General features: G+C 56.9%; 14 protein-coding genes. 5 read left to right on the plus strand and 9 right to left on the minus strand.

The genetic code is table 11. From position 1 onward, the window contains the following. Positions 1-176: 176 nt before the first annotated feature. From OHL21_RS06335 to OHL21_RS06360, 6 genes are all read right to left on the minus strand, one after another. On the minus strand, positions 177-3,317 hold the full coding sequence (locus OHL21_RS06335) for a sensor histidine kinase (protein ID WP_263416407.1): 3,141 nt from the start codon (positions 3,315-3,317) through the stop codon (positions 177-179). Between the two features lie 403 nt (positions 3,318-3,720). Continuing rightward, positions 3,721-4,413: a VOC family protein gene (locus OHL21_RS06340; RefSeq protein WP_263416408.1), complete on the minus strand. Its 693-nt coding sequence runs from the start codon at positions 4,411-4,413 to the stop codon at positions 3,721-3,723. A gap of 64 nt (positions 4,414-4,477) precedes the next feature. Beyond that, on the minus strand, positions 4,478-5,524 hold the full coding sequence (locus OHL21_RS06345; RefSeq protein WP_263416409.1) for an alpha/beta fold hydrolase: 1,047 nt from the start codon (positions 5,522-5,524) through the stop codon (positions 4,478-4,480). Positions 5,525-5,720: 196 nt separating this feature from the next. Beyond that, positions 5,721-7,019, minus strand: coding sequence for a trans-sulfuration enzyme family protein (locus OHL21_RS06350; RefSeq protein WP_263416410.1), 1,299 nt, complete (start codon positions 7,017-7,019; stop codon positions 5,721-5,723). A 168-nt stretch (positions 7,020-7,187) separates the two neighbouring features. Then, on the minus strand, positions 7,188-9,608 hold the full coding sequence (locus tag OHL21_RS06355) for a CehA/McbA family metallohydrolase (RefSeq protein WP_263416411.1): 2,421 nt from the start codon (positions 9,606-9,608) through the stop codon (positions 7,188-7,190). Between the two features lie 8 nt (positions 9,609-9,616). After that, on the minus strand, positions 9,617-10,945 hold the full coding sequence (locus OHL21_RS06360) for a sugar porter family MFS transporter (RefSeq protein WP_263416412.1): 1,329 nt from the start codon (positions 10,943-10,945) through the stop codon (positions 9,617-9,619). Positions 10,946-11,126: 181 nt separating this feature from the next. Here OHL21_RS06360 and OHL21_RS06365 point away from each other — a divergent pair, with 181 nt between their 5' ends. Further along, a complete protein-coding gene (locus tag OHL21_RS06365) occupies positions 11,127-11,753 on the plus strand; it encodes a D-sedoheptulose 7-phosphate isomerase (RefSeq protein WP_263416413.1) in 627 nt (208 codons plus the stop codon). Positions 11,754-11,928: 175 nt separating this feature from the next. On the opposite strand, the gene OHL21_RS06370 is transcribed toward OHL21_RS06365, so the two are convergent. Continuing rightward, entirely contained in the window at positions 11,929-15,609 is a 3,681-nt protein-coding gene (locus OHL21_RS06370; RefSeq protein ID WP_263416414.1) for a TonB-dependent receptor, read from the minus strand. Between the two features lie 305 nt (positions 15,610-15,914). Here OHL21_RS06370 and OHL21_RS06375 point away from each other — a divergent pair, with 305 nt between their 5' ends. Continuing rightward, on the plus strand, positions 15,915-18,506 hold the full coding sequence (locus tag OHL21_RS06375; protein WP_263416415.1) for an alpha-mannosidase: 2,592 nt from the start codon (positions 15,915-15,917) through the stop codon (positions 18,504-18,506). Next, on the plus strand, positions 18,496-19,509 hold the full coding sequence (locus OHL21_RS06380) for an ROK family protein (protein WP_263416416.1): 1,014 nt from the start codon (positions 18,496-18,498) through the stop codon (positions 19,507-19,509). Before OHL21_RS06375 ends, OHL21_RS06380 begins: the two co-directional genes overlap by 11 nt. Positions 19,510-19,524: 15 nt before the next feature. Here OHL21_RS06380 and OHL21_RS06385 read toward each other — a convergent pair whose 3' ends face one another. Continuing rightward, complete coding sequence (locus OHL21_RS06385) at positions 19,525-21,603, minus strand: TIM-barrel domain-containing protein (protein WP_263416417.1); 2,079 nt, start codon at positions 21,601-21,603, stop codon at positions 19,525-19,527. Between the two features lie 215 nt (positions 21,604-21,818). Here OHL21_RS06385 and OHL21_RS06390 point away from each other — a divergent pair, with 215 nt between their 5' ends. Then, positions 21,819-22,823: a LacI family DNA-binding transcriptional regulator gene (locus tag OHL21_RS06390; RefSeq protein ID WP_263416418.1), complete on the plus strand. Its 1,005-nt coding sequence runs from the start codon at positions 21,819-21,821 to the stop codon at positions 22,821-22,823. A gap of 187 nt (positions 22,824-23,010) precedes the next feature. Here the strand turns inward: OHL21_RS06390 and OHL21_RS06395 are convergent, their stop codons facing one another. Continuing rightward, positions 23,011-24,069: a hypothetical protein gene (locus OHL21_RS06395; RefSeq protein WP_263416419.1), complete on the minus strand. Its 1,059-nt coding sequence runs from the start codon at positions 24,067-24,069 to the stop codon at positions 23,011-23,013. Here OHL21_RS06395 and OHL21_RS06400 point away from each other — a divergent pair. Beyond that, complete coding sequence (locus OHL21_RS06400; protein ID WP_263416420.1) at positions 24,029-24,631, plus strand: TlpA family protein disulfide reductase; 603 nt, start codon at positions 24,029-24,031, stop codon at positions 24,629-24,631. The two genes, OHL21_RS06395 and OHL21_RS06400, sit on opposite strands and share 41 nt — an antisense overlap. The last annotated feature ends 99 nt before the right edge of the window (positions 24,632-24,730 follow it).

Consider the following 24,730-nt stretch of genomic DNA (forward strand, 5'->3'; position numbering starts at 1 on the left):
AATGCAGCCCTGGAAGGCGCGGCGGGGATCTGTAACCTTTTCGAACCAAACGCGCGACTAGTAAGACGCGATTGATGAGAGTAGAGCCCGCAAGAGGCTCTGACCAGATGCAGATTGTCCCCGCACCCGTCCAATGTCCGGAACGGTGCGGTTCTTGGGTCCGGTTTCCTAAAAGGTCAGATGTCGTCGCCCGCTGAAGGGTGGAGAAGCCGGCGGACCGTTTCTCTCAGCTTATGGAGCAGCGTGGGATGCTCGTAACGATAGACGACCGCGCCCGGAACGATGAGCGTCACTTCAGTTCCTGCGGCCGTGGAACTTACAGTCAGCTTGCTTCGGATTCGCGATGCCCGCTCGCGCATCCCCTGTAATCCGAAATGACCCTCGCGGCCTTCCGCCAGCAGAGCCGGATCAATCCCCTGCCCATTGTCCTTGATGCGCAGGGAGAGATCGTTTGCATACCGAAGCTCAATCTCCAGCCGGCTTGCCTTGGAATGAGCCGCCGCATTCCGAATCGCTTCATCGGCAATACGGTAGATCTCGTCTCGCACGATCGGATGCATGTCTCTGGCATCGCCCACCGCCGAAAAGATAATGTCCATCGAAGCGGGCTGCTGATGTTCTTCGGCGGCCCGTTGTAGTGCTTCGAAGAGATGATTCTTCTCCGTGGTGCTGCCCCGTAGAGAGTGCACCGCTGCCCGCGCTTCGTCGACTGCCCTGCCCAGCCATATCGACAGCTTCTCGAGCGTCTGCTGCCTGCGTTTTTCGTCCGTATCCTCACGGAGGGCGTCCTCCGCAATCATCTTGCTGCTCTGTACGGTTTGCAGGAAGGTATCGTGCAACTCTCGTGCGAGCCGAGTTCGTTCAGCCAGGCGCTCGTCGAAGCGTGCGCTCAAGGCTGCCGCGACCTGGCGCACCCGCAGCCGATAGAGCATCCAAACGATAAGTACGATCGCGAGGCCGCATAGAGCAGCGAACCAGGTTGACTGGTACCAGGCAGGCAGAATCTTGAACGAGAACGAGGCTCCGGTCTCGTTCCAGACACCGTGATCGTTGCATGCGATGACCCGGAAGGTATAGTTCCCGGGACGAAGCTTGGTGTAGTAAGCCTGACGTCTGGTTCCTGCGTCGGACCATTCCGTGTCGATCGGCTCCAGCCTGTAGCGAAACTGCACCCGCTCGGGGATCCTGAGGCTGAGCGCGGTGTAACCGATCTCGATGTTTCCGTTCCGCGGAGGAAGCGCGAGATTCTGCAGATGAGAGTAGGTTTGTCCGCCGGCCACCAGCGAGCTAATCAGAACGGTCGGCGGCACCAGGTTATAGGATCGCTCGAGTGACGCCGGATCGAGCCATGCGATCCCTTTGGTGGTCGCAAACCATAACCGGCCGTCCTCGGCTTCCACCATCGAGGGTTCGGGAAATCTTTCAGCGGCGAGGCCAGGCAGGCCATCCAAGGTATCGAAACTCTCTGCGGACACAGCGTAGTCAGGATTCGCGAACCACTTTGCTAGCTCGTCGGCCTTGACGTGGACAATGCCGGAGAATCCGCTGATCCAAAGGTCACCGGTCTGGAGATCACCCGTTTTGGTTTCGACGATGCCCGAGACGCGTCCTGGCAAGCTTGCATCTTTCCAGCGCATCATGCGGAATTCGCCATGCAGCAGCAGTTGTACTCCGGTCTCAGAGCCGAGCCAGACGTGTTCCCCTTTGACTGTAAGCGCGTTCGGAAACCGGTTCTTACCGAGATAGGTGTATTTCTTGTAGCTGCTGCCGTCCCACTCCACTACATGGTTGGAAAATGCGAACCAGATATTACCCATCGGATCGCTTTCCATCGTGCCCAGGATGCCCGGTTCACGGCCAAGAGCAACGTTCTGATTCACCCATGTCTGGCCGATACGCCGGTAGACATTTTGACCGAATGTCAGAAGCCAGAGCTCATTGTTTTTGTCCAGTGCGATCGAGGCTACGACCTCGCGATCATCATTCGGGTAAGAGACGGGTTCAAGATGATCGGCATAGGCCCTCCAGAGCAGATGCTTCCCCAGACCGGAGGACCAAATGCCGCCCTTGAAGTCTCGGCGAATCGCAATGACTTGACTCGTCTCGGAGAATGTCCTGTTCCTGCCGTCGAAGAAGACTTCGGTGAGTGGCAGGCTCCGGCTCCCAATCCATACGTTCTGGTTATTGCCGATCGCAATAGCGAACTGATGTTCGCTGATTATGGGTGTCGCTACCTGCGAGATCAGGTTTCGCCGAAGCTGATCCAAGCCCGAGTTGGTTGCGACCCAAAGACTGCCTTCACGATCGGACAGGAGCTTCCATACAACGTCGGAGCTTAATCCCTGGGTCATGGTGAAGTGCTGGCCGCCGGCAATGTCGACACCCACGTCCATTGGGCTCTTCTCTGCCTGTGGAATGCGCAGGAGCCCATGACTGCTCGCCGCCCAGAGTGTGCCGTTGCTATCGAAGGTGAAATTGCCGAATCTTGGACGCCTGGGTGTGTGCGAGGGACTCTGCGAAGGCATGCTCGAAGCAGAGCCTCCCTCTGATACCCGTCGCAAACCCAGCTCGTCCGAGAGCCACATGGAGCCATTCGGTCCTTCATGAAGGTATGCAAAGTCTCCGACAGGCCCCTCTCCATGTGGACTGACGATGAATTTGCCGGCACCCCGGGGAAGATAAAAGAGCTTCCCGGACGGCATCTTCAGCCAGATGGCGCCGGCGCGATCGATGGCGATCGCCGAAGGAAAGCCGCCGGGAAGAGCATACCTGCTGCTGACCAGCTCACATCTGTTGTCACGGACCTGAAACAGACCGGCCGATCCGGCTACCCATAATGTGCCATCACGATCCTCAACCGTGGAACCCGTCAGAAGCCCGGGCGTGCAGCCATTGCCGGGAAACGCCGACAACTTTCCATCTTTCCAGAGAAGAAGTCCAGGCGCCCTGGTCCTGAACCACACATCTCCTGAAGCGGCCACAAACACCGAGTTCAATTCGGCATTTTGTGCGGCGCCGCCAGTGATGGCGTCCGCCGACTCAAAACGAACTCCGTCGAAACGGAAGACGCCCCTGGAGGTCGTCAGCCACAGATATCCGTCACGGCTTTGCTGAATATCGAAGACCGCACCCAAACCGCTTTCAGACGACCATGCCGTGTGGTGAAAGTTCCTCAACTCCTGGCCACCATCTCCAGATTGCGGCGTCCGCGAAGGCTGCGCCTGCAACAGGAAGACCGGAGATATGGCCATGAGGAAGATCACCGCGAAGAGCTCTCGCAGCGGCAACGGGAAGGAATAGCCGTCTGTTTGTTTCATGGTTACCCGACAGCGATTTGTTTTGGCCACAATGGGACTCTCGTCATTTCAGACCCGGTTGATTTATTGGGATTCGGAACGGAACTCAGGCGATTGGGGAAGGCCAGCGGAATCACGGACTTACCCCTCCCAAAGGACTTCAGACATGCACGGACAACACCATCATCGATGGTGATATCACATTGCGTCACGTTTTCGAAATTTTGAGGTGGGAATTGGTGATCAGAGCATTTCCCTGTTGCCGGGTATCCCGGAAAGGGCGCGCAGCGGCGTTTTCAGATGCCGAAGCCCTGCTATACCTACAGCGAAAATGCTCCAGCCGGTCGGCGGTCTGCTGTCTCCGATGAGACGAAGCACACCTGCCTTCCGGCTGATCAGGTTTCATCGAATATCCGGAGACGCCTTATTCCGGCAGTGGTTCTCCGGATTGTTCACGAACCATGTATTGCGCGTACCAGTCGTACCAGTTCGCATCCGTCTGCCCTGTCCGTGCTTCATGCTGACCGTGCGCAGCAGCGGCGCGGCGTAATGCACTGACCAGATCGGCAACCGAGGCATAGCTCGTGTCGCCGGCGACACGGCCTGGAAGCCGCGTTGTTATCTCCTGGAAGAACCAGCCGTTCCCGTCCGGATCCTGGAAGGAGGCAAAGGACCGGTAGCTGCTTCGTGCGGGATCTGGGCCGGAGACACGATTGCTCCCAAAGAGATAGGGCTCATCGGATCCGATGTAGTTATCCGACGCACCATGGAAGATCTCACTGACCGCAATCCCACGGGCAAGCAACTCACTTCGGGCAGCAGCAACGTCGGAGACGATCAGGTACAGCCCCTTGGCGGACCCAGGCGCCGCAGCGGTCACGTTTTTGCCGAAGATGATGGAGCAGCCGGAGCCCGGCGGCGTGAACTGGATCACACGATAGTCACTTCCCTTCTCGAAGTCAGCATCGAGCCGCCATCCGAGTTTGGTGTAGAACTCCTTTGCCCGATCGACATCCGAGACTGGAATGACGACAATTTCTAACTTCATGTCGACTTGTTTAATGCCTACAACGCCAGCCTCTGCGCCGCTGGGGATTTCCTGAACTGGGCTTGCCATACGCTTCTCCTTCCAAATGAGTGAGGGATCATTACAGTGGCCCCGGGGTGTTCTTACTCGTGTCTTACATGCGGTCAACGTCGAGCACTGCCTGCGCAAAAGCCTGTGGGGCTTCCTGCGGCAGGTTATGACCGATGCCGCCCGTTATGTCCCGGTGTTGATATTTGCCAGAGAATTTGCGGGCATAGGCCGCAGGGTCCGGGTGCGGAGCTCCATTGGCGTCGCCTTCCAACGTAATGCTTGGGACGCGAATCGAAGGTGCCTGTGCCAGTTGCTTTTCGAACTCATCGTACTTCTTCTCTCCTTCGGCAAGTCCAAGCCTCCATCGATAGTTGTGGATAACAATGGCGACGTGATCGGGATTGTCGAAGGAGGCCGCACTGCGGTTAAAGGTTTGCTCGTCGAAGTTCCATTTTGGGGAGGCAAGCTTCCAGATTAGGTTGGCGAATTCTTTCCGATACCGCTCATATCCTGCTCGCCCACGCTCCGTCGCGAAATAGAACTGATACCACCATTCCAACTCAGCCTTCGGAGGCAGCGGCGCCTTGCCGGCTTCCTGGCTGCCGATGAGATAGCCGCTGACTGAGACGAGCGCTTTACAGCGTTCCGGCCAGAGCGCAGCTACGATGTCCGCGGTACGGGCGCCCCAATCGAATCCTGCGAGAACCGCCTTATCGAGATGCAGCGCGTCCATCAACGCCACCACATCAAGAGCGAGAGCGGAAGGCTGGCCGTTGCGCATGGTTTCGTCAGAGAGGAACCGCGTCGCACCATATCCGCGCAGATATGGAATAATGACCCGGTAATCTTCTGCCGCTAACCGCGGCGCAACCTCCACAAAGCTGTGAATGTCATACGGCCAACCATGCAGAAGAAGGACCGGTTTTCCGTTGGAAGGTCCGACTTCGGCATAGCTGACGCGAAGAACGCCTGCATCGATTTCTTTGAGCGAATCAAACGTTGCGCTCTGAGCGGCAGCCGCGGATGGACTTGACGCCTGCGGCATCTCACTTTCTTTTGCAAAGAGCGGTTCTCCCAGCAGCACTGCTCCGGCTGAGAGTCCCACTCCCAGCATGCGTCTGCGAGATAGTTTGTTCACTTCCTGTTCCACGGCGAATCTCCTTTGAATGGTACGAGCAATTGAATCGTTACAGCCGTCATAGCCGGTTAATCGTTGGTAAGCCTTCCAATATGGATTGATGCCGCCCATATCCCTTGGTTTCAAGAGATATGGACGGCATGCGTAAGGAGACGCTCTGCAAGTGGCGGCCATCGTCAGTTCGCAAAGCTGCGGTTCGAGGAAGCAATCAAATTTGATCGAGTGCATCAAATAGATCGCGTACAAGATCCTTTGAGCTTTCCAGTCCGACTGAGAGACGAATCATGGAGTTGGTTATTTTGCATCGATCCAGGTCATCTTCGCTCATATCCGAATGAGTCATGGTTCGCGGATGCTCTATCAGAGACTCTGTACCTCCAAGCGAGACGGCAAGATGACAGATTTTCACGGCGTCTAGAAAACGTGCCGCTTCCTCGAAGCCAGCATCTTTAAGATAGAAGGTGATCATGGAACCAGGTCCCGTGCACTGCTTCTTGTACGTTGCGTAAGAAGGACCATCGTTCTCGGTGAGCAATCCCGGAAACAGTACCCGCTCCACTTTAGGATGCTGTGTCAAGGCAGTCGCTACTTTGGTAGCCTTTTCCGCTTGTCGCTCCATTCGTAACCAGCATGTTTCCAAGGAACGAGTAAGCATCCATGCGGTGTCTGCGGCCAGAGTTCCGCCGAGAATTGTCCGGAAGTCGCGTATAGCTCCAATGAGATCTTTGCCACGTCCTTCGCCAGCCAGTACGATACCTGCGATCAGATCGCTGTGCCCGCCAAGAAACTTGGTAGCCGAGTAAAAGACCAGATCAGCCCCTTGCAGAAACGGATGTTGAAACACCGGACCAAGAAAGGTATTGTCAACCGCGATCAGCGTCTTGGCGCCATTGCGAGCCCTAACCAATTGGACGATGGCCTGAATGTCGGTAATCGTCATACTCGGGTTAGAGGGGGTTTCGAGGTAAACCATATCGTAAGGTTGGGGAGAGTTGTCTAATGCAGATTCGACGGCGGACAAGTCACTCGTATCGACTGCATGTGCCGAATAACCGAATCGCTCTCCAAAGTGTTCTAAGAAGAAATACGTCCCTCCATAGACCGGATCGGTATAGAGTATTCGCGCGCCGACAGGTAACAGCGCGAGCAGCGTTGTGCTGATGGCACTCATGCCGGAAGGGAAAGCGGCAGCAAACGCAGCTCCATTCTCGATGGCAACCATCTTGTCCTCCCAAATCTCGACGTTGGGATTGTTGAGGCGCGAATAAATCAATCCGGGATCTTTTCCGTCGTCGTCGGGCAAATGGTAAGCACGTTGAAAGAACTGACGGCCCTCTTCGGCACTACTGAATTCAAACGTTGAAGTTCTGAATAGCGGCGGCTTCACCGAGCGTTCGGAAAATTTAGAAGCGTATCCTGCCAGGATCGCGCGGGTTGACGGATGAAGTTCTCTCAGCCTGCTTTTGTAGGCTGGTGGTGACTGATCATTGCTGTCGGACGGGCTCATTTGGGTTCCTCTTTTTCGCAAGCCTTCTCATGGCAACGAACATGTTACGAGCGTAGCCCGGAAATGAAAATGTCTTCACTCCAATGGAGCCAGATACTAGACCATTTTTCCTGTTGCTGGGGTAGCCCGGAAGAGGAGTTGAGTGCGTGACGGTGGCAGAATCCCTACCTATTCCGCCGATTCCAGGATGATGGCGTCATAGGTCTTCCGGGCATGGTCATAGGCCGCTGCTGCCGCTTGCAACTCTTCCGGCCGGATTCTCTGGCTCTTCTGCTGCCAGCAAACATCCACAGATTTGCGGCACCATTCCGCGCTGCGGCGTGATGCACGGACCGGTTTACCGTCGACCGACAGGAAGATTGGATTTGTGTGCGAAGAGGGATAAATTCGCACCGCGGCCCAACTGCTGCGTTGCAGCTTTGAAGAGAAACGAACGGGATGAGGATTTCCATCCGCCTCCACATACTTCCGGTCTGCCACCTCTCCATTGATCAAAAGCTCCACCGGGACCTGACGCGTATCGCTCACACGAGCCCGTTCCAGGTGCCAATAAGGCCTGTCATAGAGAGAAGCATGCTGAATCCGCCTGGTCTCGCCGGTAGGCGTGGCTTCGAGCCGCGCGCATGCAGTCACGTTGAAGTTCACCTCCGTCGCTCCTCCAGGAAGATCGATGGAACGCTGGTCGTGAGAATGTCCTTCGACAGCAAACTGAAAGAGATGGCTCCTGCCGTCACCGAAGTAGCTGCTCCCATTCAGCAGTTGCTTGAGCCAGAGGGCGTAACCATCATCTCCTTCGGCGGGACGCGGAAGGGCGACATAGGAGCGTCCGCCACCGACGCATGCATCGGTGAGACAGGGGAAGTCTGTCTCACCCGCGAAGGCAGTACGGAAGCCACAGTTCAGGGTGTGATACCAGATGTTCATCTCAGCGAACGGCCAGAGGTCACAGCCTGAGATAAAGTCAATGACGCCCGGATGGGTTACATCGACGATGTACTCATTGGCTCCCATGCTGTTGAAGGGGGGAATGATGTAGTTCGGAAGCTGCGTGCTGTCGACGACCAGGCCATGGGCTGAGTGAGCATACCCGACGACGGCTCCCTGAGCTTTGGCCCATTGCAAAATCGGGATGTTCCAGCTCGGCCAGTCCTCCAGGCCTCGCGTGCCGGGATATTGCTGATCCCGAAGCTGCAGAAGCACCAGATGACCGCAATGACTGGAAGGAAAGCCCGAGACCTCAATATCGTAGCGAACCAGGGAGCGGACCTCTGGCGCGTCGGCCCCCGGAATGGCGGTGAGCACCTGCCTGGTCTGTTCCGCAGCGATGGCTTGTGCATCATGCGGCATCCCCTTCAATGCTTCTCCGGCAGCGGGATGAGAGGAAATATGGTGCATCTCCTCCGCATGACCGGTGAAGAACTGTTTCTGATATTCGAAGCCAGGTCCCCAGTTGAGTACAGATCCCAGGTCGAGCGCCTCTCCATCCACCTGACGCTCCATCACAATAGGAACCACACCTTCCGTGGGGCTCTCGTAGTGGGAGCATCCGGCGGCGTGGATATGCGTGTCGCCGGAGTAGTAGCCCTGCGAACGTGGTATTACCCAGCGCTTCAGTTGTAGCTGTAGCGCCGGGTTCACGGCTCTGGCAACTCTCAATGTCGTATGGCTCGTAAGGTACTCCGGTCCGCGCGTGTATTCCACCGTGTAGTCACCTTCGGGAAGGCGGAGCGTCTCGCCGGAATAGCGATAGACCTGCGGCTGAAAGTTAAGGTCAGGTAACTCTCGTTTTGTTTGAGGAGGGTAGACACGGCCGCGCGAATCGCGCACGGTGATGGCGGCAATGGAAGGCTTACCCGCCTCATCGAATATCTTGAGGCGGATGGCCATGGCCGGGGTGCAATGAAAAAGAATCGGGACGGAGCTACGATAGCCCAGATCCTGTTCGCCATAACCAGCGTCGGCCTGGAGCGTGGCTTCACGATCGCCTGCATCACGGCTATACAACTGCAGGATGCGGTACTCCAGAGAGAGACCGGATAACGCCGGCGTCATCGGTGGAGAGTCGAAGGTATCAACAGCAATCCAGCGGGCTCTGGCTTCCACTTCATCCACCGCTCCATTGGTGAAGTCATGCACACCTTCAATTGCCAACGAGGAGTGTCTGCCAACAGGAGCTCCCTGCGGTGACTTGATCTTCAGGGTTGCCGTTGTTGCCGCGTTATTGAAGACCTTAACAAGGAAGGTCCGCCAGCCACCCTGCACCAGCTCCGCCAAGGCGTTTCCGCGAGCAACAGCGAGACGCATCTCCGGATTGATGGTGACTTGAAGAAGTACATGGCGGTCCAACAGGGTGATTACTTTTTCAAGAGCACTCGCCTGGACATTAGCTTCCTGCAGCGTAGAGCGAATAACGCCGGACTCAGACAAAGGAACGCCGATACTCTCCAGCGCTGTGAGCAGCCTGAGAGTCTGCTCCCGAAAGGGCTGAAATGCCGGGAGTTCCTCCGCCGCGGAGACGGCAGCAGGCAGAAGAGCGCATGCCGAGGAACCGATCGCGAGGCGGTGGAACGTGCGGCGTGTGAGATACATGGTGAACCTCAGCGCTCCAGCCGGACCTGAAGCTGTTCCAGGGTGGCGCCCTTGGTCTCCGGATAGATAAACAGAACAACAAAGAACTGAACTACGGTCATTGCCGCGAAGAAAAAGAAGGGTGCGCTGCGGGAGAATTGAACCACGATCAGCGGAAACAGTGCAGCGATGATTGCGTCCATGATCCAGTGCGAGCTTCCGCCGAGACTCTGTCCTTTGGAACGCACCTTCGTCGGAAAGATCTCGGAGATATACACCCAGATCACGGCTCCCTGCGAAGCGCCGAAGAAGCCGATGAACGTAACCAGCAGCCAGACGACGCTGCCCAGGTGAGTTCCTTGCCGGAAGAGGATCGCAGTGTAGAGAAGGCAGGCGCAGGTGCCGACTGCGCCAAGCAGAAGCAGTGTCTTACGGCCAAGCTTGTCGATGAGGAGCATTCCGATGACGGTGCCCGCGAGGTTGGCGAGGCCGATGTAAATCGATTGCGAGAACGTGGACAGGCGGCTCAGTCCCGCGGCTGCAAAGATGTCGTTGGCATAGTAGAGCACTGCGTTGATGCCGGAGAGCTGATTGAAGAAGCCAATCGAGATCGCAAGAAAGATGGGCAGCCGGAGAGAACGCTGAAACAAAGGCTCTTTCTTCTGAAGAGTGTCCTGGTGGAGCGAACTCCGAATCTCATTGAGCTCGGCCTGAGGATCTTCTGTCCCCATCATTCGCAGCACGGCCAGAGCATCATCAATGCTGTTACGCGTGATCAGGAAACGTGAGCTCTGCGGGATGGTGTAGAGCAGGACGAGAAACAGGAGCGCGGGAAGGAACGCAATGCCAAGCTGCCACCGCCACTCTGCCGCGCCAAGATCGAGGCGGGCAATCCACCAGTTAGAGATATAAGCCAGCAGAATGCCGAGGACAATATTTGCCTGGAAGGTTCCAACCAGCCGGCCACGCCAGCGGGCAGGCGCCAGCTCCGCAATATAAACCGGACCGAGTACGGACGATCCTCCGATACCGAGACCGCCAATAAACCGGAAGACCAGGAGTGAGGGCCAGTTCCACGCCAGAGCGCAGCCAAGCGCCGAAACAATATACATCACCGCCATGAGGCGGAGGGCATTGCGTCCGCCGCTTCTCTGTCCCAGGGGGCCGGCAAGAATGCAGCCGATGACCGTGCCCCATAGAGCAATAGACACTGTGATCCCTAGAGACTGGGCCGAGAGATGAAAAGTCTCTGTCAGGCGTCCGGTCGTGCCTGCGATGACGACGGTGTCAAAGCCGAAGAGCAATCCACCCAAAGCGCCTACGAGCGTGCTTCGGAAGAGAGTGGAGGTCATACGCATGCAGAGAGTTCTCCTGATGACGGCGGTACATCTGATTCACGTCGTAAACAGACGTTTTTCCGATGCAAGCCAATCTAACATCAAATTTATGGAATCGGTTCCAATTTCTCATGCCACTCAGGTAAAGTACAGCAACGACGGCATTCGAGAACAAATATGCCGGCTTACGAGGATGGCTTATATGCATGTGGAATCAGTTCACTCTATGGTCACCGGTCAGCTACAACACACCCTGAATACCATCGCCAGGGTTCAGGCAGACAAGTCCATCATCGCCACCGTTGTGGAGGCCGGAAAGGCGATCGCAGAAGCGATGAAGCGCGATCACAAACTGATCGTTGCCGGAAACGGAGGCTCAGCCGCCGATTCGCAGCATCTCGTAGCGGAGTTTGTCTCACGGCTCACGCGTGACCGTCCTGCAATGCCCGCCGTCGCCCTGACGACCGACACATCGATTCTGACAGCCATAGGAAATGACTTCTCCTATGACAACGTCTTCGAACGGCAGATTGAGGCTATTGGACGGCCCGGGGATGTATTTCTTGCGATCTCCACCTCAGGTAATGCAAAGAACCTGATCAAGGCACTCCACATGTGCCGGCAGAAGAACATCATCAGCATCGGCTACCTTGGGAACGATGGCGGACAGATGGCGCCTTTGTGCGATTACAAAGTGATTGTCCCTTCGCGGATCACGATGCACATACAGGAGTCACACTTGGCGCTGGAGCATATCCTCTGCATGGTGGTAGAACGTTTCTATTTTGGCGAAGAATTCGATAATGTTCCTCAGTATCTGGCGGAATAGAGCATTTCCCCTGTAGGTGTAGTCCAGAGCAGCCGCATTTATAGGCGTTTTCCGCAATGAAAACGCCGCTGCCTCCCTTCCGGGATATCCAGCAACAGGGAAAATGCTCTAGACTGCTCAAATCAATGAAGCCCCGGAGACGGATCTCCGGGGCTTTCTCTTTGGGGTTACTGGATTAGAAGTTGAACTTGAAGCCCAGCTGCATCTGTCGCGGAATGTTCGACTGACTTACCGCGACAAACCCGAACTGATTGCTGGTAGGCGTCATATTCGGTCCGCCGCGAACAGCGGTGTTGGTGACGTTGAAGGTCTCGAACCGGAACTGTGCGTTATACCGGTCGGTAATGTTGAAGCGCTTTGAGAACGATAGATCGGCCAGCGGAGCGTTTGGATTACGAATGTACTTCGACTGGAAGGGCGCGGCGCGCAGTTCCAAGTTGGAGGTGTTGGTGATCTGCCAAGCAGGATTCGAGCAGCTTACGAAGCCATTACGAGCCGAATTCGGAGCGAGCGATGTTCCATTGACCTGGCGTACACAACTGTTGAAGTAGTTGCTATTGCTCTTCTGCCCACCGATATTTGGATCAGCGATAAGCGCGGCAGCGGCATTGATTGACGCGGGAGCTCCTGACTGAATGGTCTCAATATAGTTGAGCTGCCAGCCGCCGATCAGCAACTCCATCGGACGGTTAACATGTCCCCCGAAGTGATGCCCCCGGCCGAAGGGCAGTTCCCAGACGCCGGAGATCACAAGACGCTGAGGACGATCGGAGGCGCTGATGTTCTTGAACGGCGCGGCATCCTGGCTATTCAGGTAGGAGACTGCCTCCTGCGTCTTCGACCAGGTGTACGCTCCCATCAGGGTGAGCCCCTGTGCGAACCGCTTCTGGAGTGACATCTGCAGCGAGTCGTACCAGATCTTTCCTACGGACTCCTGTCCATAGGTAACGTTCTGGAATTGCGGGTATGGCAAAAGCAGTTGCTGACGCGAAACCGTGGCGCCATTCAAACTGCTGCCGGGGATAAGACCGGCGAAAGGATTGGTAACGGTCTGCGCCAGATAGGCCGAAGGAGTCGGGCTGCCGGGCGCAGCCGCGGCTGCGGCGCGTACCTGCGCGATCTGCGCATTGCTGAGGACATTCAGGTTTCTGGCGGAGCCGGCCTGATTGTCGTTGGTATTGATGTTGTTCGTACGGCTGCCCACGTAGCTTACATCCCAGACGACATTGCCTGGGAACTGCTGCTGCAGGCCGAACGAGAACTGATGTACGTACGGAATCTTGCGGTCGACATTGTTGAAGATAATGCTCTGTCCCTGGAAGGTTGAGAGACCGAGTGTGCTGCCCGAAGGCTGCAGTACGGTCGGAAACGGATTATTCAACGGAGGCGCATTGGGATTATTCCCGGCCGGGCGATACTGGTCCGCGGTCGTTCCGCCGGCCACGTTGCTGGCAATGTAAGCAGTGTCCTGTGCAAAGCCCTGCGCGGCGCCGAAGGCTGCCTCCGGCAGGAAGAACATACCGTATCCGCCACGGAGAATCAGATTATTGTTGGCGCGGAATACCGCTCCGGCGCGCGGCTGTACGTGCCCGTACTGCGTGTTGAAGGCCTCGCGCGGCTGTCCGGCTGCGCCCGAAAAGAGCAGGCCACCGGTCAGATTTGCGCATGCCGGGCAGGTTGCGGGATTGGCCGACTTCGCTGCTGCCGCGAGCGGAGAGGCCGTGTTGTAAGCAAAGCCGCGGTTCTGGCGGTTCTGCGCCTCAGTCGGTGAGCCCTCGATGTCATAGCGGATACCCAGGTTCAAAGTGAGGCGGCGAGAGAGCTTGAAATCATCCTGCAGATAGATCGCGTAGTAACGCCAGCGATAACTCAGGCGTGGGGTGTATTGGATAATGCCGCTGGCCGGAGCTCCGAGCAACAGAGATGCGACGGCGGATCCCTGCGAGCTGGATGTTGCCGCCGTCGGATCAGCCTGTGTGAAGTTCTGGTTGAAGGTGAACTGGCCGCCGCCGTAGACAAACGATCCGCCGCCCGTGTTATAGCGGATATCGCGGAGATCCGCGCCGACATGCAGAGAGTGCTTGCCGTAAAGCATCTGCAGTCCAGGTTGGAAACCGATGATGTTGCTGATGCCGAACCGTGGATTACGTGTGCCGGCATCGCCAACGCCTGTCCCGGAAAGAGTCAGACGGGGAGGCACGGGAACAAAGCGGCTGTTCGCGAAGCTCTGCGAGAAACCGAGAGACGTAATGTCGTACCCATAAACCCGCGAACGATCAACCGTCTCGTTATAGCGGGTGATGGAGGCACGAAGATCCATCACGATACGGGAACTCAACGTCGTAATCGAGTCGATGACGCCGTTGTCATTCACACGCGCGAGCGGATCCTGCGCATCAAGCAGCGGGCCGGTGAAATTGAATGCCCCGTTGTCTACCTGATTGCGACGTCCGTGTGCATAGCGAACATACAGTCGCTCGCGCTGTCCGAAGTTCTGATCGATGCGGCCGATCCAGTTACGGAAGTGGTCCTGACTGAGGTTCGTGCCGGTGTTGTAGTTGTTGGCGGAGGTGTAGTTGGTATCGACGCTGCCGGAAGCGGCATAGTTCGGCTTGGGATATGCCTGCGCCAGTTTGTATCCGGCGCTGTTTGCCAGCCTCGACGAAGGAATGCGATTGCCGGGGAACGGATCGCGCACACAGCAGACGCCGCCAGGGCCGAGCCGGGTGGTATAGGGGTCGTAGATGGTGGGTTCTCCGGCTCCGGAGAAGTCGCCATTGCGCTCAGGAGTACTGATCGTACCGGTAAGGGTAGGGGAGGGCGAAGCTTCCTTATAGTTTTCGAAGCCGAAGAGGAAGAAAGTCCGGTCCTTGGCGTCGTACAGACCTGGGATGCTCAGAGGACCGGTAACAGCGAAACCATACTGATCGAGAGTATGTCCGCCGAGATTTGCCTTGGTAACCGGATCGATTGCATAGCGAGGCGCTCCGGCAGCTTTATTGGAGATGCTGTTCGCATCGAACTGGTATCGCCGCATGAATTCATACGCAGAACCGTGATAGACGTTGGTACCGCTCTTAGTCGAAACATTGAAGATGCCTCCGCCGGTTCGGCCGTACTGGGCATCGTAGAAGTTGTTGACGATCTTGAACTCCTGGGTCGCATCGACCGTCGGGATATAGGCGACATTCTGATTGGCATGGGAGCGATCGCCGGCCGTATCGGAGATGGCGTCGTCGGGCGCTCCATCGATCAGAAAGGAGTTGGTCTGCCGCAGGCCTCCGTTGATGGAGAAGTTCGCATTGTCTCCGTTATCGAAGGGGCGAGTGAACGACGGATTTCCCTGGAAGGTAACGCCGGGAACCAGGTTCGCCAGTTGAAAGGGATTGCGGCCGTTCAATGGCAGCTCGGTGACCCGCTTGTTATCAATCAGGCCGCTGCGGGTGGCAGTTCCCTCTTCCAGCAATGGAGCTTCCGTGGTGACGGTAACCACCTCAGTCTGCGTTCCAATTGATAGCCCGAGATCGACCGTGAGCTTATCGCCGACATGCAGCTCGATATTGTTCTGGGTAGCGGTGCTGAAACCCGGCGCCTCAGCAGAGACGGAATACGTTCCCGGGGTAAGGAAAGGAACGGTGTAGTTCCCTTCTCCATCGGTGGTTGCTTCTGTCTGAACACCGGTGGCAGTGTTGGTGACTTTGACGTGAGCGTTGGGGATGGCAGCTTTGGCGGAGTCCTGCACACGCCCGTTCAACGTAGCACGCGTTTCCTGGGCGCGCGCGGAAGGAAATAAGGCGAAGAACATGACCGCGATGACCATGATCTGGAAACAGTGGCGGAGTCGAGTTGCAATCACGATGCGGACCTCACGGAAGAAGCTTCAGGAACAGCGTCAAACTCACAATTGGAATCGGTTCCAATTTTCGGCGTGCTTCACGATCTACCTTCCAACACTCAGATGTCAAGTATTTCTTCACGGAATTTTCGCAATCCATAAGGAAATCTGCGCCACACCTCCCTTTCCGGCCTGATTCTTGACAGTCCCGGGAAGGGCGACTAGAGTTCCGATTGTCTGCCGAACTGGAACCGATACCACTAAAACCGAGGTTCAGAGCTCGCGCAACCACCAGCACCCGCCGTGGGTAGAGGATTGAGATAACGATGAGGCAATCAGAGACACTGGGCCGGATGCCGGTCCTTTCCATAATGGCGGCCATACTGCTGGGGGGACACACAGCGGTTGGGCAGACTACACCGGCTCAGGCTGCGCCCACACCGGGAGCGTCCGCGGCAACCGCGGAGGCCGGGAAGCCACAGTGGAAGCCAGAGGCTGCCGGCCTGACGCTACACATGATCGGCAACTCGCATATCGATGCTGTCTGGTTGTGGCCGCTTGCCGAGGGCGACGCGGTCGTACACAGCACCTTCCGTTCGGCGCTCGACCGCATGAAGGAAGATCCCGAGCTGACCATGACGACCAGCTCTTCGCAGTTTTATGAGTGGGTGGAGGCCAGCGATCCAGCCATGATCGCTGAGATTCGCAAGCATGTCGCCTCTGGCCGATGGAATCTGGCCGGTGGATGGTGGGTGGAACCGGACGTCAATGTTCCCAGTGGAGAATCCCTTATCCGGCAAGGCCTCTACGGCCAACGCACCCTGCAGCGCATCTTTGGACGGCGGGCGATCGTCGGCTATAACCCCGATTCGTTTGGCCACACAGGTAACCTCCCCCAGATCCTAAAGCTGCAACGCCTTCCCTATTACGTATTCATGCGGCCGAATGCATTGGAGAAGCCGGCCATCACCCAGAACCTTTTCCAATGGCAAGGGATCGATGGCACGCGGACGTTGACCTACCGCATACCGCTCTTCTACGACGATCCTGCTGCGGTACGAAATCATATGGAACGCACGATCGATGCCCTGCACGGACAGCCGGAACGGATCGACATGGAGTTCTTCGGCATTGGCGACCACGGCGGTGGTCCGACAAAAGAAAACATGAGATCCATCCGGCAGATCCAGACGGAGCCGGGCGCACCGAAGATCTTCTATTCCACACCGGAGCGTTACTTCGCCGAAGTAAAGAACAAATTGCCTGCCGATATTCAGGTCTATCAGGGAGATCTGCAGCATCATTCAGTCGGAACTTACACCGCAGGATCGGCAATCAAGAAGCTCAATCGCAGTACAGAGGCCATGCTGCTGACCGCAGAGAAGTTCAGTGCGATCGGCTCGGCGGCGTGGGGAGCAACCTACCCAAAAGAGGAGTTCACGAAGGCCTGGCAACGTGTGCTGCTGTTGCAGTTTCACGATGGCATGTCGGCGACAACGCTTCCTGAACACTTCGACGCCGCCCGCGATGCCTTCGGTCGGGCACGCGATATTGCCCTGACAGCCACGACCGTCTCACTGCAACGGCTTGCCTGGCAGATCCCAACGACCGACCCCGCCTCGAAGTATCTCGTCGTCTTCAATCCGCACGCCTGGCCCGTAAAAAAAGAAGTGGAGTACGACCTGGGGTGGGACGCGAATATCCCTGCACAGGTGGAGGATGAGAACGGTCGGGCGCTGCCCTTTCAGTGGGTTAACGCCACCACGGTCGTCACCAATCGACGTGGGCTGGTTGCCGAAGTAGAGGTTCCCGCAATGGGATATCGCCAGATTCGTGTACGCCGCGCGGAGCAGACCACACCGCGTCCGGCAGAGGCGCCGCACGCGACAGAGGACTCGCTCGAGAACTCACATCTTCGCCTCAGCTTCAGCAATGACGGCGGCATCAATCTCTACGATAAAGACACTAAGCGTGAAGTCTTCGCAAACACATCCGGCGGCATGCGTGCGGTTGTGATGGACGATCCAAGCGATACCTGGAGCCACCATGTTCGCGCGTACGACAAGGAAGTCGGAGTCTTTCAGCGCACCGGACTAAAGATCCTGGAAGATGGTCCTCTACGCGCTCGAATCCGCGAAACCCGCAGCTACAACGCTTCCACGTTGACGATCGACTGGATCCTCTACGCCGGCAGCTCGATGCTAGACGCGCAGGTCACGCTGGACTGGCATGAACACCTGAAGATGTTGAAGTTCTCGTATCCAGTTAACATCACTAACCCAAAAGTCACGACAGAGATTGCCTACGGAGCCCTGGCAAGAACCAACGAAGGCGATGAAGATCCAGGACAACGCTGGATCGATCTCACCGGTACAGGAGACGACCAACCGTATGGCCTCGCGGTGATCAACGATGCCAAGTACGGCTACAGCGTATTGGGCAACGATATGCGGGTCTCCATCGCACGCGCCGCGGTATACGCCCATCATGAGCCACGGGTACTGGAGTCAGGCGTCGATTACCAATGGATGGACCAGGGTGTGCAGACCTTCCAAATGCAAATGCTGCCGCACACCGGCTCATGGCAGGACACTAATGTTGTGCGTGCGGCTGAGGAACTGGTGAGCAGCACCCCGGTTGTCTATCAGGGAATTCATCCGGGGACACGCAAGGGCTCCGACTCCTTCCTTTCAGTCGATGCCCAGGATGTCATTGTGGAAGCTGTCAAGGAGTCGGAGGACGGCAACGATCTCATTGTTCGCTCGTATGAAACAGCGGGCCGGCCCACCAAAGCCACGATCCATATGGCTACACCCGCTGTCACGTGGACGGGTGACTTCCATGCATTCGAGATCAAGACACTTCGCATCGACCGCCACACAGGCAAGGTGAAAGAGACGGACGCGCTTGAAGACTAAGAATTCCGCATCGTCGTCCAAAGGCCACCTGGTGGGAGTGGATATCGGGGGAACGAAGACAGCCGTTGTCTTCTCTCAAAGCCTGCCGAAGATTGCATGGCGGGCTGAGTTTGCAACACGGCCCGATCTTGGGCCCGATCACGCCATCGATCGGATCATTGCGCTTATCGATGAAGGAAAGCAGTTCCTTGGTGCCGACGTCGAAGCGATTGGGGTAAGCTGCGGCGGTCCGCTGGATCGCGAAACCGGAGTGATACGCCGGCCGCCGAATCTGTCGACGTGGGACGATGTTCCTGTCGCCGATCTGCTTACGAATGCATTTCGGGTTCCTTGTCATGTCGAGAACGACGCGAATGCAGGCGCTGTTGCGGAACACCAGTTTGGCGCAGGGCGTGGCTGCAGGAACATGATCTTTCTGACCATGGGAACCGGCCTTGGGGCGGGTCTGATCCTGAACGGAAGTATCTTCCACGGAACCAATGCCATGGCCGGCGAGATCGGTCATATCCGGCTTACCGCGAATGGCCCTGAAGGATACGGGAAAGCCGGATCAGTAGAGGGCTGGGCAAGCGGTGCAGGCATGGCACAGCATGGGGCGGATGTAATCCGGCAGGCGATCGCAAAGGGCGAGCCAACATCGCTGAGCGGGCAACTCGAAGTCGTTACAGCTCGCGATATTGGCATCGCGCTGCAGGAGAACGACGCCGTAGCTCGCCGCATTGTGCAGCAGACCGGCGAGCGCTTGGGAGAAGCGCTCGCGATCCTTGTCGACCTGCTGAACCCGGAGAAGATTGTCGTTGGTGGCCTGGCATTGCGCCTTGGCGAATCGCTGCTGACACCTGCACGCAGACGTATGCATGAGGAAGCTCTCCCCGCGGCAGCAACGATATGCACCGTTATTCCGGCCGCTTTGGGAGAGAGCATCGGTGATGTCGCGGCTCTGTGCGTCGCCATGGGGCTGTGCATGCCGACGGAGCGTGCCAGCGCAGTTCAATTACGGTAGTGCCGGCCGCAACCGTCAGCCGATGCGGTTCCACTGACCGAGCTGATAGGGCCGTCGAGCATTGCTTGCCTGGACGATGCTGACCTGCCGGCTCGCCCCCAGACGCACGCCATTGAGATCTTCGCCTTTACCATCCCAGACGCCGGATCCATTCCCATAGACGCGAACACTCAGTTGTCGTGAACCTGAATCTTCGGTGGATGCCGACGGTTCAGCCCAGGGAATGACAGCATTTTCTTTGATGTAGATAGGAATCTCTTTGCGGTCGCGATTGACGCGGATCGTCTGCTCTCCGGCAAGATGCTCGCCTGTCCAGAAGTCATGCCAGTTTCCAGGGGGCAGCACGACATCTCTTCCCTTCTCTCCGGCAAAGAGAGGAGCGACGAGGAGACGGTCACCCATCATGTACTGGTCGTCCGCAGTTTGTAGCGCCTTATGTTGCGGGAAATCGAGAAGCGGAGACCGGAAGACGGGAGTTCCGTCCGCGGCATATTTCGCGAACGCAGATCTCAGATAAGGCACCAGTGACATCCGCCATCCAAGAATCTCGCGGCAACGGGTCTCCAGTTCCTGCCAGTTCGCAGCGAATTCATCGCGATTGTTCCGTTCCTGCTCGATCTGCTTCCATGGTGGATTTTTGATGTACCAGGCATTCACCATCGCCAGCGGTGAGAAGACAACAGTCTGCAATCGCCGAATCAGGTCTTCTTCGTTATCGGCATCTCTTACCTCAGGGCACCACAACAGGCCGCTAAAGCCGGCATTGATGAGAGCTCGAACGAACTGACGATGATCGTAGAGATCGCTATAGAGCACAAACGGATAAGGTGATGCGAGGGCGCCACTGGAACGAACCAGACTGTATGTTGATTGCTGCCGTTGTTGAAAGGCAGCAAGTACGGCATGCTGATACTTCAGACCGAACGCGGCGTGCATCTGTTCTCCATCGAGGCCGGAGGGGAAGCTGCTGTTGTCGGGCCAGGACCATCCTTCGGTGAAGTCGGAGTTGTCACACTCATCAAGTTTGAAGCCGCTGATACCGATGTCGATCAGGGCCTTACCGTGATAGTCGCCAAAGATTCTTCGTGCCGGCTCCCCGGCAAAATCAGGAACCAGGCCTTCCCAAACCGCATAGTTCCCAGAGTGGGGTTGCAGGGCTGAAAAGATCGGCGACGAAGGATGCGTGAACGCATGTTCCCAGAGATTGACGCGATAACCGAGCGAGCGCGCCTGCTGTACAAACTGCTTCGGATCGGGAAAGCGTGCGGACTCCCAGGCAAAGCTGCAGGAGTACGCATGCGTTTGCCATCCAGGCTCCAGGCCGATGACATCGCACGGAATCTTCTGCTCACGGAACTCATGTGCGAGCTTAAGAACCGCCTCCTGGCTGAGATGTTGCTCGGGCCGATACCAGAACCCCAGTCCCCACTCGGGCGGATTTACGCCGCCACCGCTGAACAGGTTATAGCGCTGCACCGCCTCCATCATGGATGGTCCGGCAAAGTAGTAAACATCGACACCAGCCGCTCTGGGAACTTCCACCAGAACCTCGCTCTGGTTTTGCCGATCGCGTTCCCGCATCTGTCGGGGAGTATTCACTGCAGCCTGACCTGCGGTCTGTGGCTGTGACGGCTTGGGATGGACCTCTCCGCAATAAAACTGGGCATGACGGAAGGTGTCGACCAGGATGCCATATCCACGGGTTGTGATGTAAAAGGGCACAGGAGCATGCGAGTCGCCGGAGTCTCCCTTTGGATCGGCATTCACACGGATGGTGCGTTTCTTCGATCTCTGCTGGAATGACATCAGTTGCAGTCCGAAGCCATACATCAGCTCTCCTTCGAAGAGAGGCAGGCGAAGATGCGTTCCGCGATGATCGATGGTTGCGGCGATCTTCGGTGGCGCAAGCAACGACTCCTGAGGAAGCCGATGCATTTCATCCGTTGCAGGTGGAATGAGGCGATCGCGCACAGGAGAGTGGATCTCCGGGCTGCCCACCGTCAGACACCACACTCCGGGAGCCACGGGCTTCCAGCCGGAGGAGGCGGCAGCACTCGCAACCTGCGCGATCCCCGAAGACACAAGCGGACCCACTAGAGTGCTACCGGCGACGCCGCCCAATATACCTTTCGCCAACTGTCTTCGATTGAGACCGGACATTCCGTGAACTCCGCTAGAATGAATTGGAATCGATTCCATTCTTTGCTGTGACTCTATTGAAGGCCCTTTTGTTCTGTCAACGTTGTGCCTCATGAAATAGCACACAGAGCACGTCAGTAAATCTGATACAAACGTTCTGGCTGATAGAAATGACGAAAAAGACTGCAAGTGTACCGGCATTGATGGATGTTGCCCGCCGCGCGGGCGTAGGGGCGGCAACGGTTTCCCGGGTCATCAATGGTGGACAGAATGTAAGCACGAAAACACTGGCCAAGGTGCAGGCTGCGATTCAGGAGCTTGGCTACCATCCCAGCCAGGCGGCGCGCAGTCTGAAGGGCGCCAAGACAAAAACGATCGGGCTCATCATTCCAAGTGTCGCTGATCCCTTCTTCTCAGCGGCAGCCGCCGCGATTCAGGAAGTAGCTCTCGAGCATGAGACGCTGGTTCTGCTGGCGGCAAGCGATAACCAGCCGGCGCGAGAGCGTGAACAGATTACCGCGCTGATACAGCGTAGGATCGATGGCCTTATTCTTGCTCCAACCTACGCGGCCGAGCCCACGATGCTGCAGCACGCCAAGTTTCCTGTCATCTGCTTTGACCGCCCGTTCCCTGACAAAGCTGTGCCGACCGTGCTCGCTGATAACTATGGAGGCGCAAAGGCAGCTACCGAACACCTGATCCGCAATGGATATGAACGGATTCTTTGCATCGGTGGAGATGCGCCGCTTTTCACCAGCCAGAAGCGCGTCAAGGGACATCGTGATGTCATCCGCGCAGCCGGACTTCCCTATCTTGCGGAGTTGAACGTTCAGGATTACCTTTCGACACGCGCTGCTTTGGATCGACATCTTGCCGGACGGCAGAAGATCGATGCGATCTTCTGCATCAAGAACGAACTTACCGTTCATGCGTATCGTGTCCTTCGTGAACGCCGCATTGCGATTCCCCGCTCGGTTGCACTTCTCGGATTCGACGACTTCGAACTTGCTGATGCCCTGGAGCCTCCGATCAGCGTCATTCGCCAGCCCGTCGTCGAGATCGCACGGAAAGCTGCAGAGATGCTCTTCAAAACCATGGAGCATGAATCGGTTGGAAAAGGGATGATTACGATGAGGGTCGAATTGGTAACTCGCGGCTCTTGTGGCGAACAGTAGGCCAATGCAGCAGAGACGCTGCATGGAACTATCCCGCGTCCTGGCGCGGGATAGCTCTAGAAAGAAGCGAGAAGCGCTCGAGCATTTCCCTGTAGATATCGTCCCGAGCATCCACATCTACAGGCGTTTCCTCAACGAAAACGCCGCTGCACGCCCTTTCCGGAATACCAGCAACAGGGAAAAGACTCTAGAAGTGATGGGCAATGCCCATCACAAGAGCGTAATCCGCAAAAGCGGCATCCCCGTGGGCTCCGACTGCAAGGTCAGGAACAGAGGCCCGGCGATTCCGTTGAATGGCCCAGGGAGCGTTCACCATCAGCGTGCTTCGACCGTACTGGTAAGTGATACCGGGATCGATCGAGATAATGTAACCCGGACGACGGAAGCCATCGCTCTTACCGAAGGCATCGCGGACAGGAATGCCCTCCATACGGCCTCCAAAGGTCGCCGAGAGGCCACGAACCTTGGGAACATGGCGGCCCAATCCGGCCCGGAAGAGATACTGATCCGTGACGGACATGTACTTCTCCAACGGCCTGGTGCGGAAGGTCAGTACATTGTTCGTGTCCCGAGGATTGAAGAGCCAGGAGCCCTGGAAGTAAGCCGTGGTCTTGAAGTAGGTCTGTTTATAGGCTTGCGACGACAATGTAAAGCCCCAGCTACCGTCACCGGGCTGCATGGACTGGTCGGCCGTTGCCTTCCCATAGGTTCCGTTTGACAGCAGAGCCGTGCCGGTTGCATCGCTTACACCGGTCGGAAGCTTGAGGCCGAAGCCGATGGCGACGTTGCCACCCCACTCGGTGGGTCCACGGAAGAGCCAGGACTGAGCCCCGACGATGATGTCACCCACACCCGCGATCTCATAGACACCCTTAGGGGTATAGAGCTGATTGCGTGTCCCCTGCAATACAGGAACGGAGACATTGAAGCTCCAGCGGGGATTCAGATCGTAGTTGAGGGCGATGTTGTAGATGTTCTGGTGGTTCTTGATCTGAGTCCCGAGAACCGCGCGCTGCGTCTGCTCGACGGTACCGACGTAGTGCCGGAATGAGCTGAAGCTGCGCCAGTCCACTTCCACCGAGACTTTATGCATAAAGTCATGTGGACCACCATGCGTTTTACCGCTATTTGTTTCTTCCTGCGGGCCCATTGCGCAGATTGACTGATTGGTGTGCGCGGCGATACAACCTTGACCAAGCGCGAAGGTGGAAGACGCAATGAGGGCGAGCAGGGTAAACGTTTTCATGGAAGTTCTGAGAAAGAAGAATACGCCTTATTTGGCGGCTTTGAACATCGTTTTTGCAGCGATTTTTGTGCTCCTTCTACAGGAAGGATTTGCTCAGGGACAAGCTCTTCGCGAGCCTTCCGCCGTACTTACCGACCTCAAGGGTAATCGGCGTCGGATCGAGGAGCTTCATGGTACGCCAGCGGTCATAAATTTCTGGGCCACCTGGTGTATGCCCTGCAAAAGCGAGATGCCTCGGCTGGTCAAGCTCCAGGAGCGATATCCCAGGGTTCGCTTCGTCGCCATCTCCATTGACAGCGCGGATGCCCGGGAAAAGATTCCGGGGCTGATCGCGAAGCGTAAGTTTTCTCTTCCAGTCTGGCAGGGGGCATCCGCCGATACCTTGAAAGAACTCGAGCTCGGCGAACTGGTTCCGGCGACGGTGATCCTGGATACGGACGGCATGCTGGTAGGCCGTATCGAAGGCGAAGCAAGCGAAAAGGACATCTCCTCCCGCCTGGACTGGCTGCTCAATGGCCGCCAGGGCAAACAGCCAAAGCTTATACAGAAAAATGACTGGTGAGACGTTCCAGATTATCTGTCCCGGAGTGACCTGTTACGCCCGTGGCAGCACCCGTACGAAATCTGATTCCCAGACGCGAGAGAAGGATCTATACCCTTC

This window comes from Terriglobus albidus (assembly GCF_025685425.1).
GTDB classification, from domain to species: Bacteria; Acidobacteriota; Terriglobia; order Terriglobales; family Acidobacteriaceae; genus Terriglobus; species Terriglobus albidus.

Bases quoted from the DNA above. Each gene is read 5' to 3' on its own strand.
- OHL21_RS06335 (WP_263416407.1), bottom strand. From the start codon at position 3,317: ATGAAACAAACAGACGGCTATTCCTTCCCGTTGCCGCTGCGAGAGCTC.
- OHL21_RS06340 (WP_263416408.1), bottom strand. From the start codon at position 4,413: ATGGCAAGCCCAGTTCAGGAAATCCCCAGCGGCGCAGAGGCTGGCGTT.
- OHL21_RS06350 (WP_263416410.1), bottom strand. From the start codon at position 7,019: ATGAGCCCGTCCGACAGCAATGATCAGTCACCACCAGCCTACAAAAGC.
- OHL21_RS06355 (WP_263416411.1), bottom strand. From the start codon at position 9,608: ATGTATCTCACACGCCGCACGTTCCACCGCCTCGCGATCGGTTCCTCG.
- OHL21_RS06360 (WP_263416412.1), bottom strand. From the start codon at position 10,945: ATGCGTATGACCTCCACTCTCTTCCGAAGCACGCTCGTAGGCGCTTTG.
- OHL21_RS06365 (WP_263416413.1), top strand. From the start codon at position 11,127: ATGCATGTGGAATCAGTTCACTCTATGGTCACCGGTCAGCTACAACAC.
- OHL21_RS06375 (WP_263416415.1), top strand. From the start codon at position 15,915: ATGAGGCAATCAGAGACACTGGGCCGGATGCCGGTCCTTTCCATAATG.
- OHL21_RS06390 (WP_263416418.1), top strand. From the start codon at position 21,819: ATGACGAAAAAGACTGCAAGTGTACCGGCATTGATGGATGTTGCCCGC.
- OHL21_RS06395 (WP_263416419.1), bottom strand. From the start codon at position 24,069: ATGAAAACGTTTACCCTGCTCGCCCTCATTGCGTCTTCCACCTTCGCG.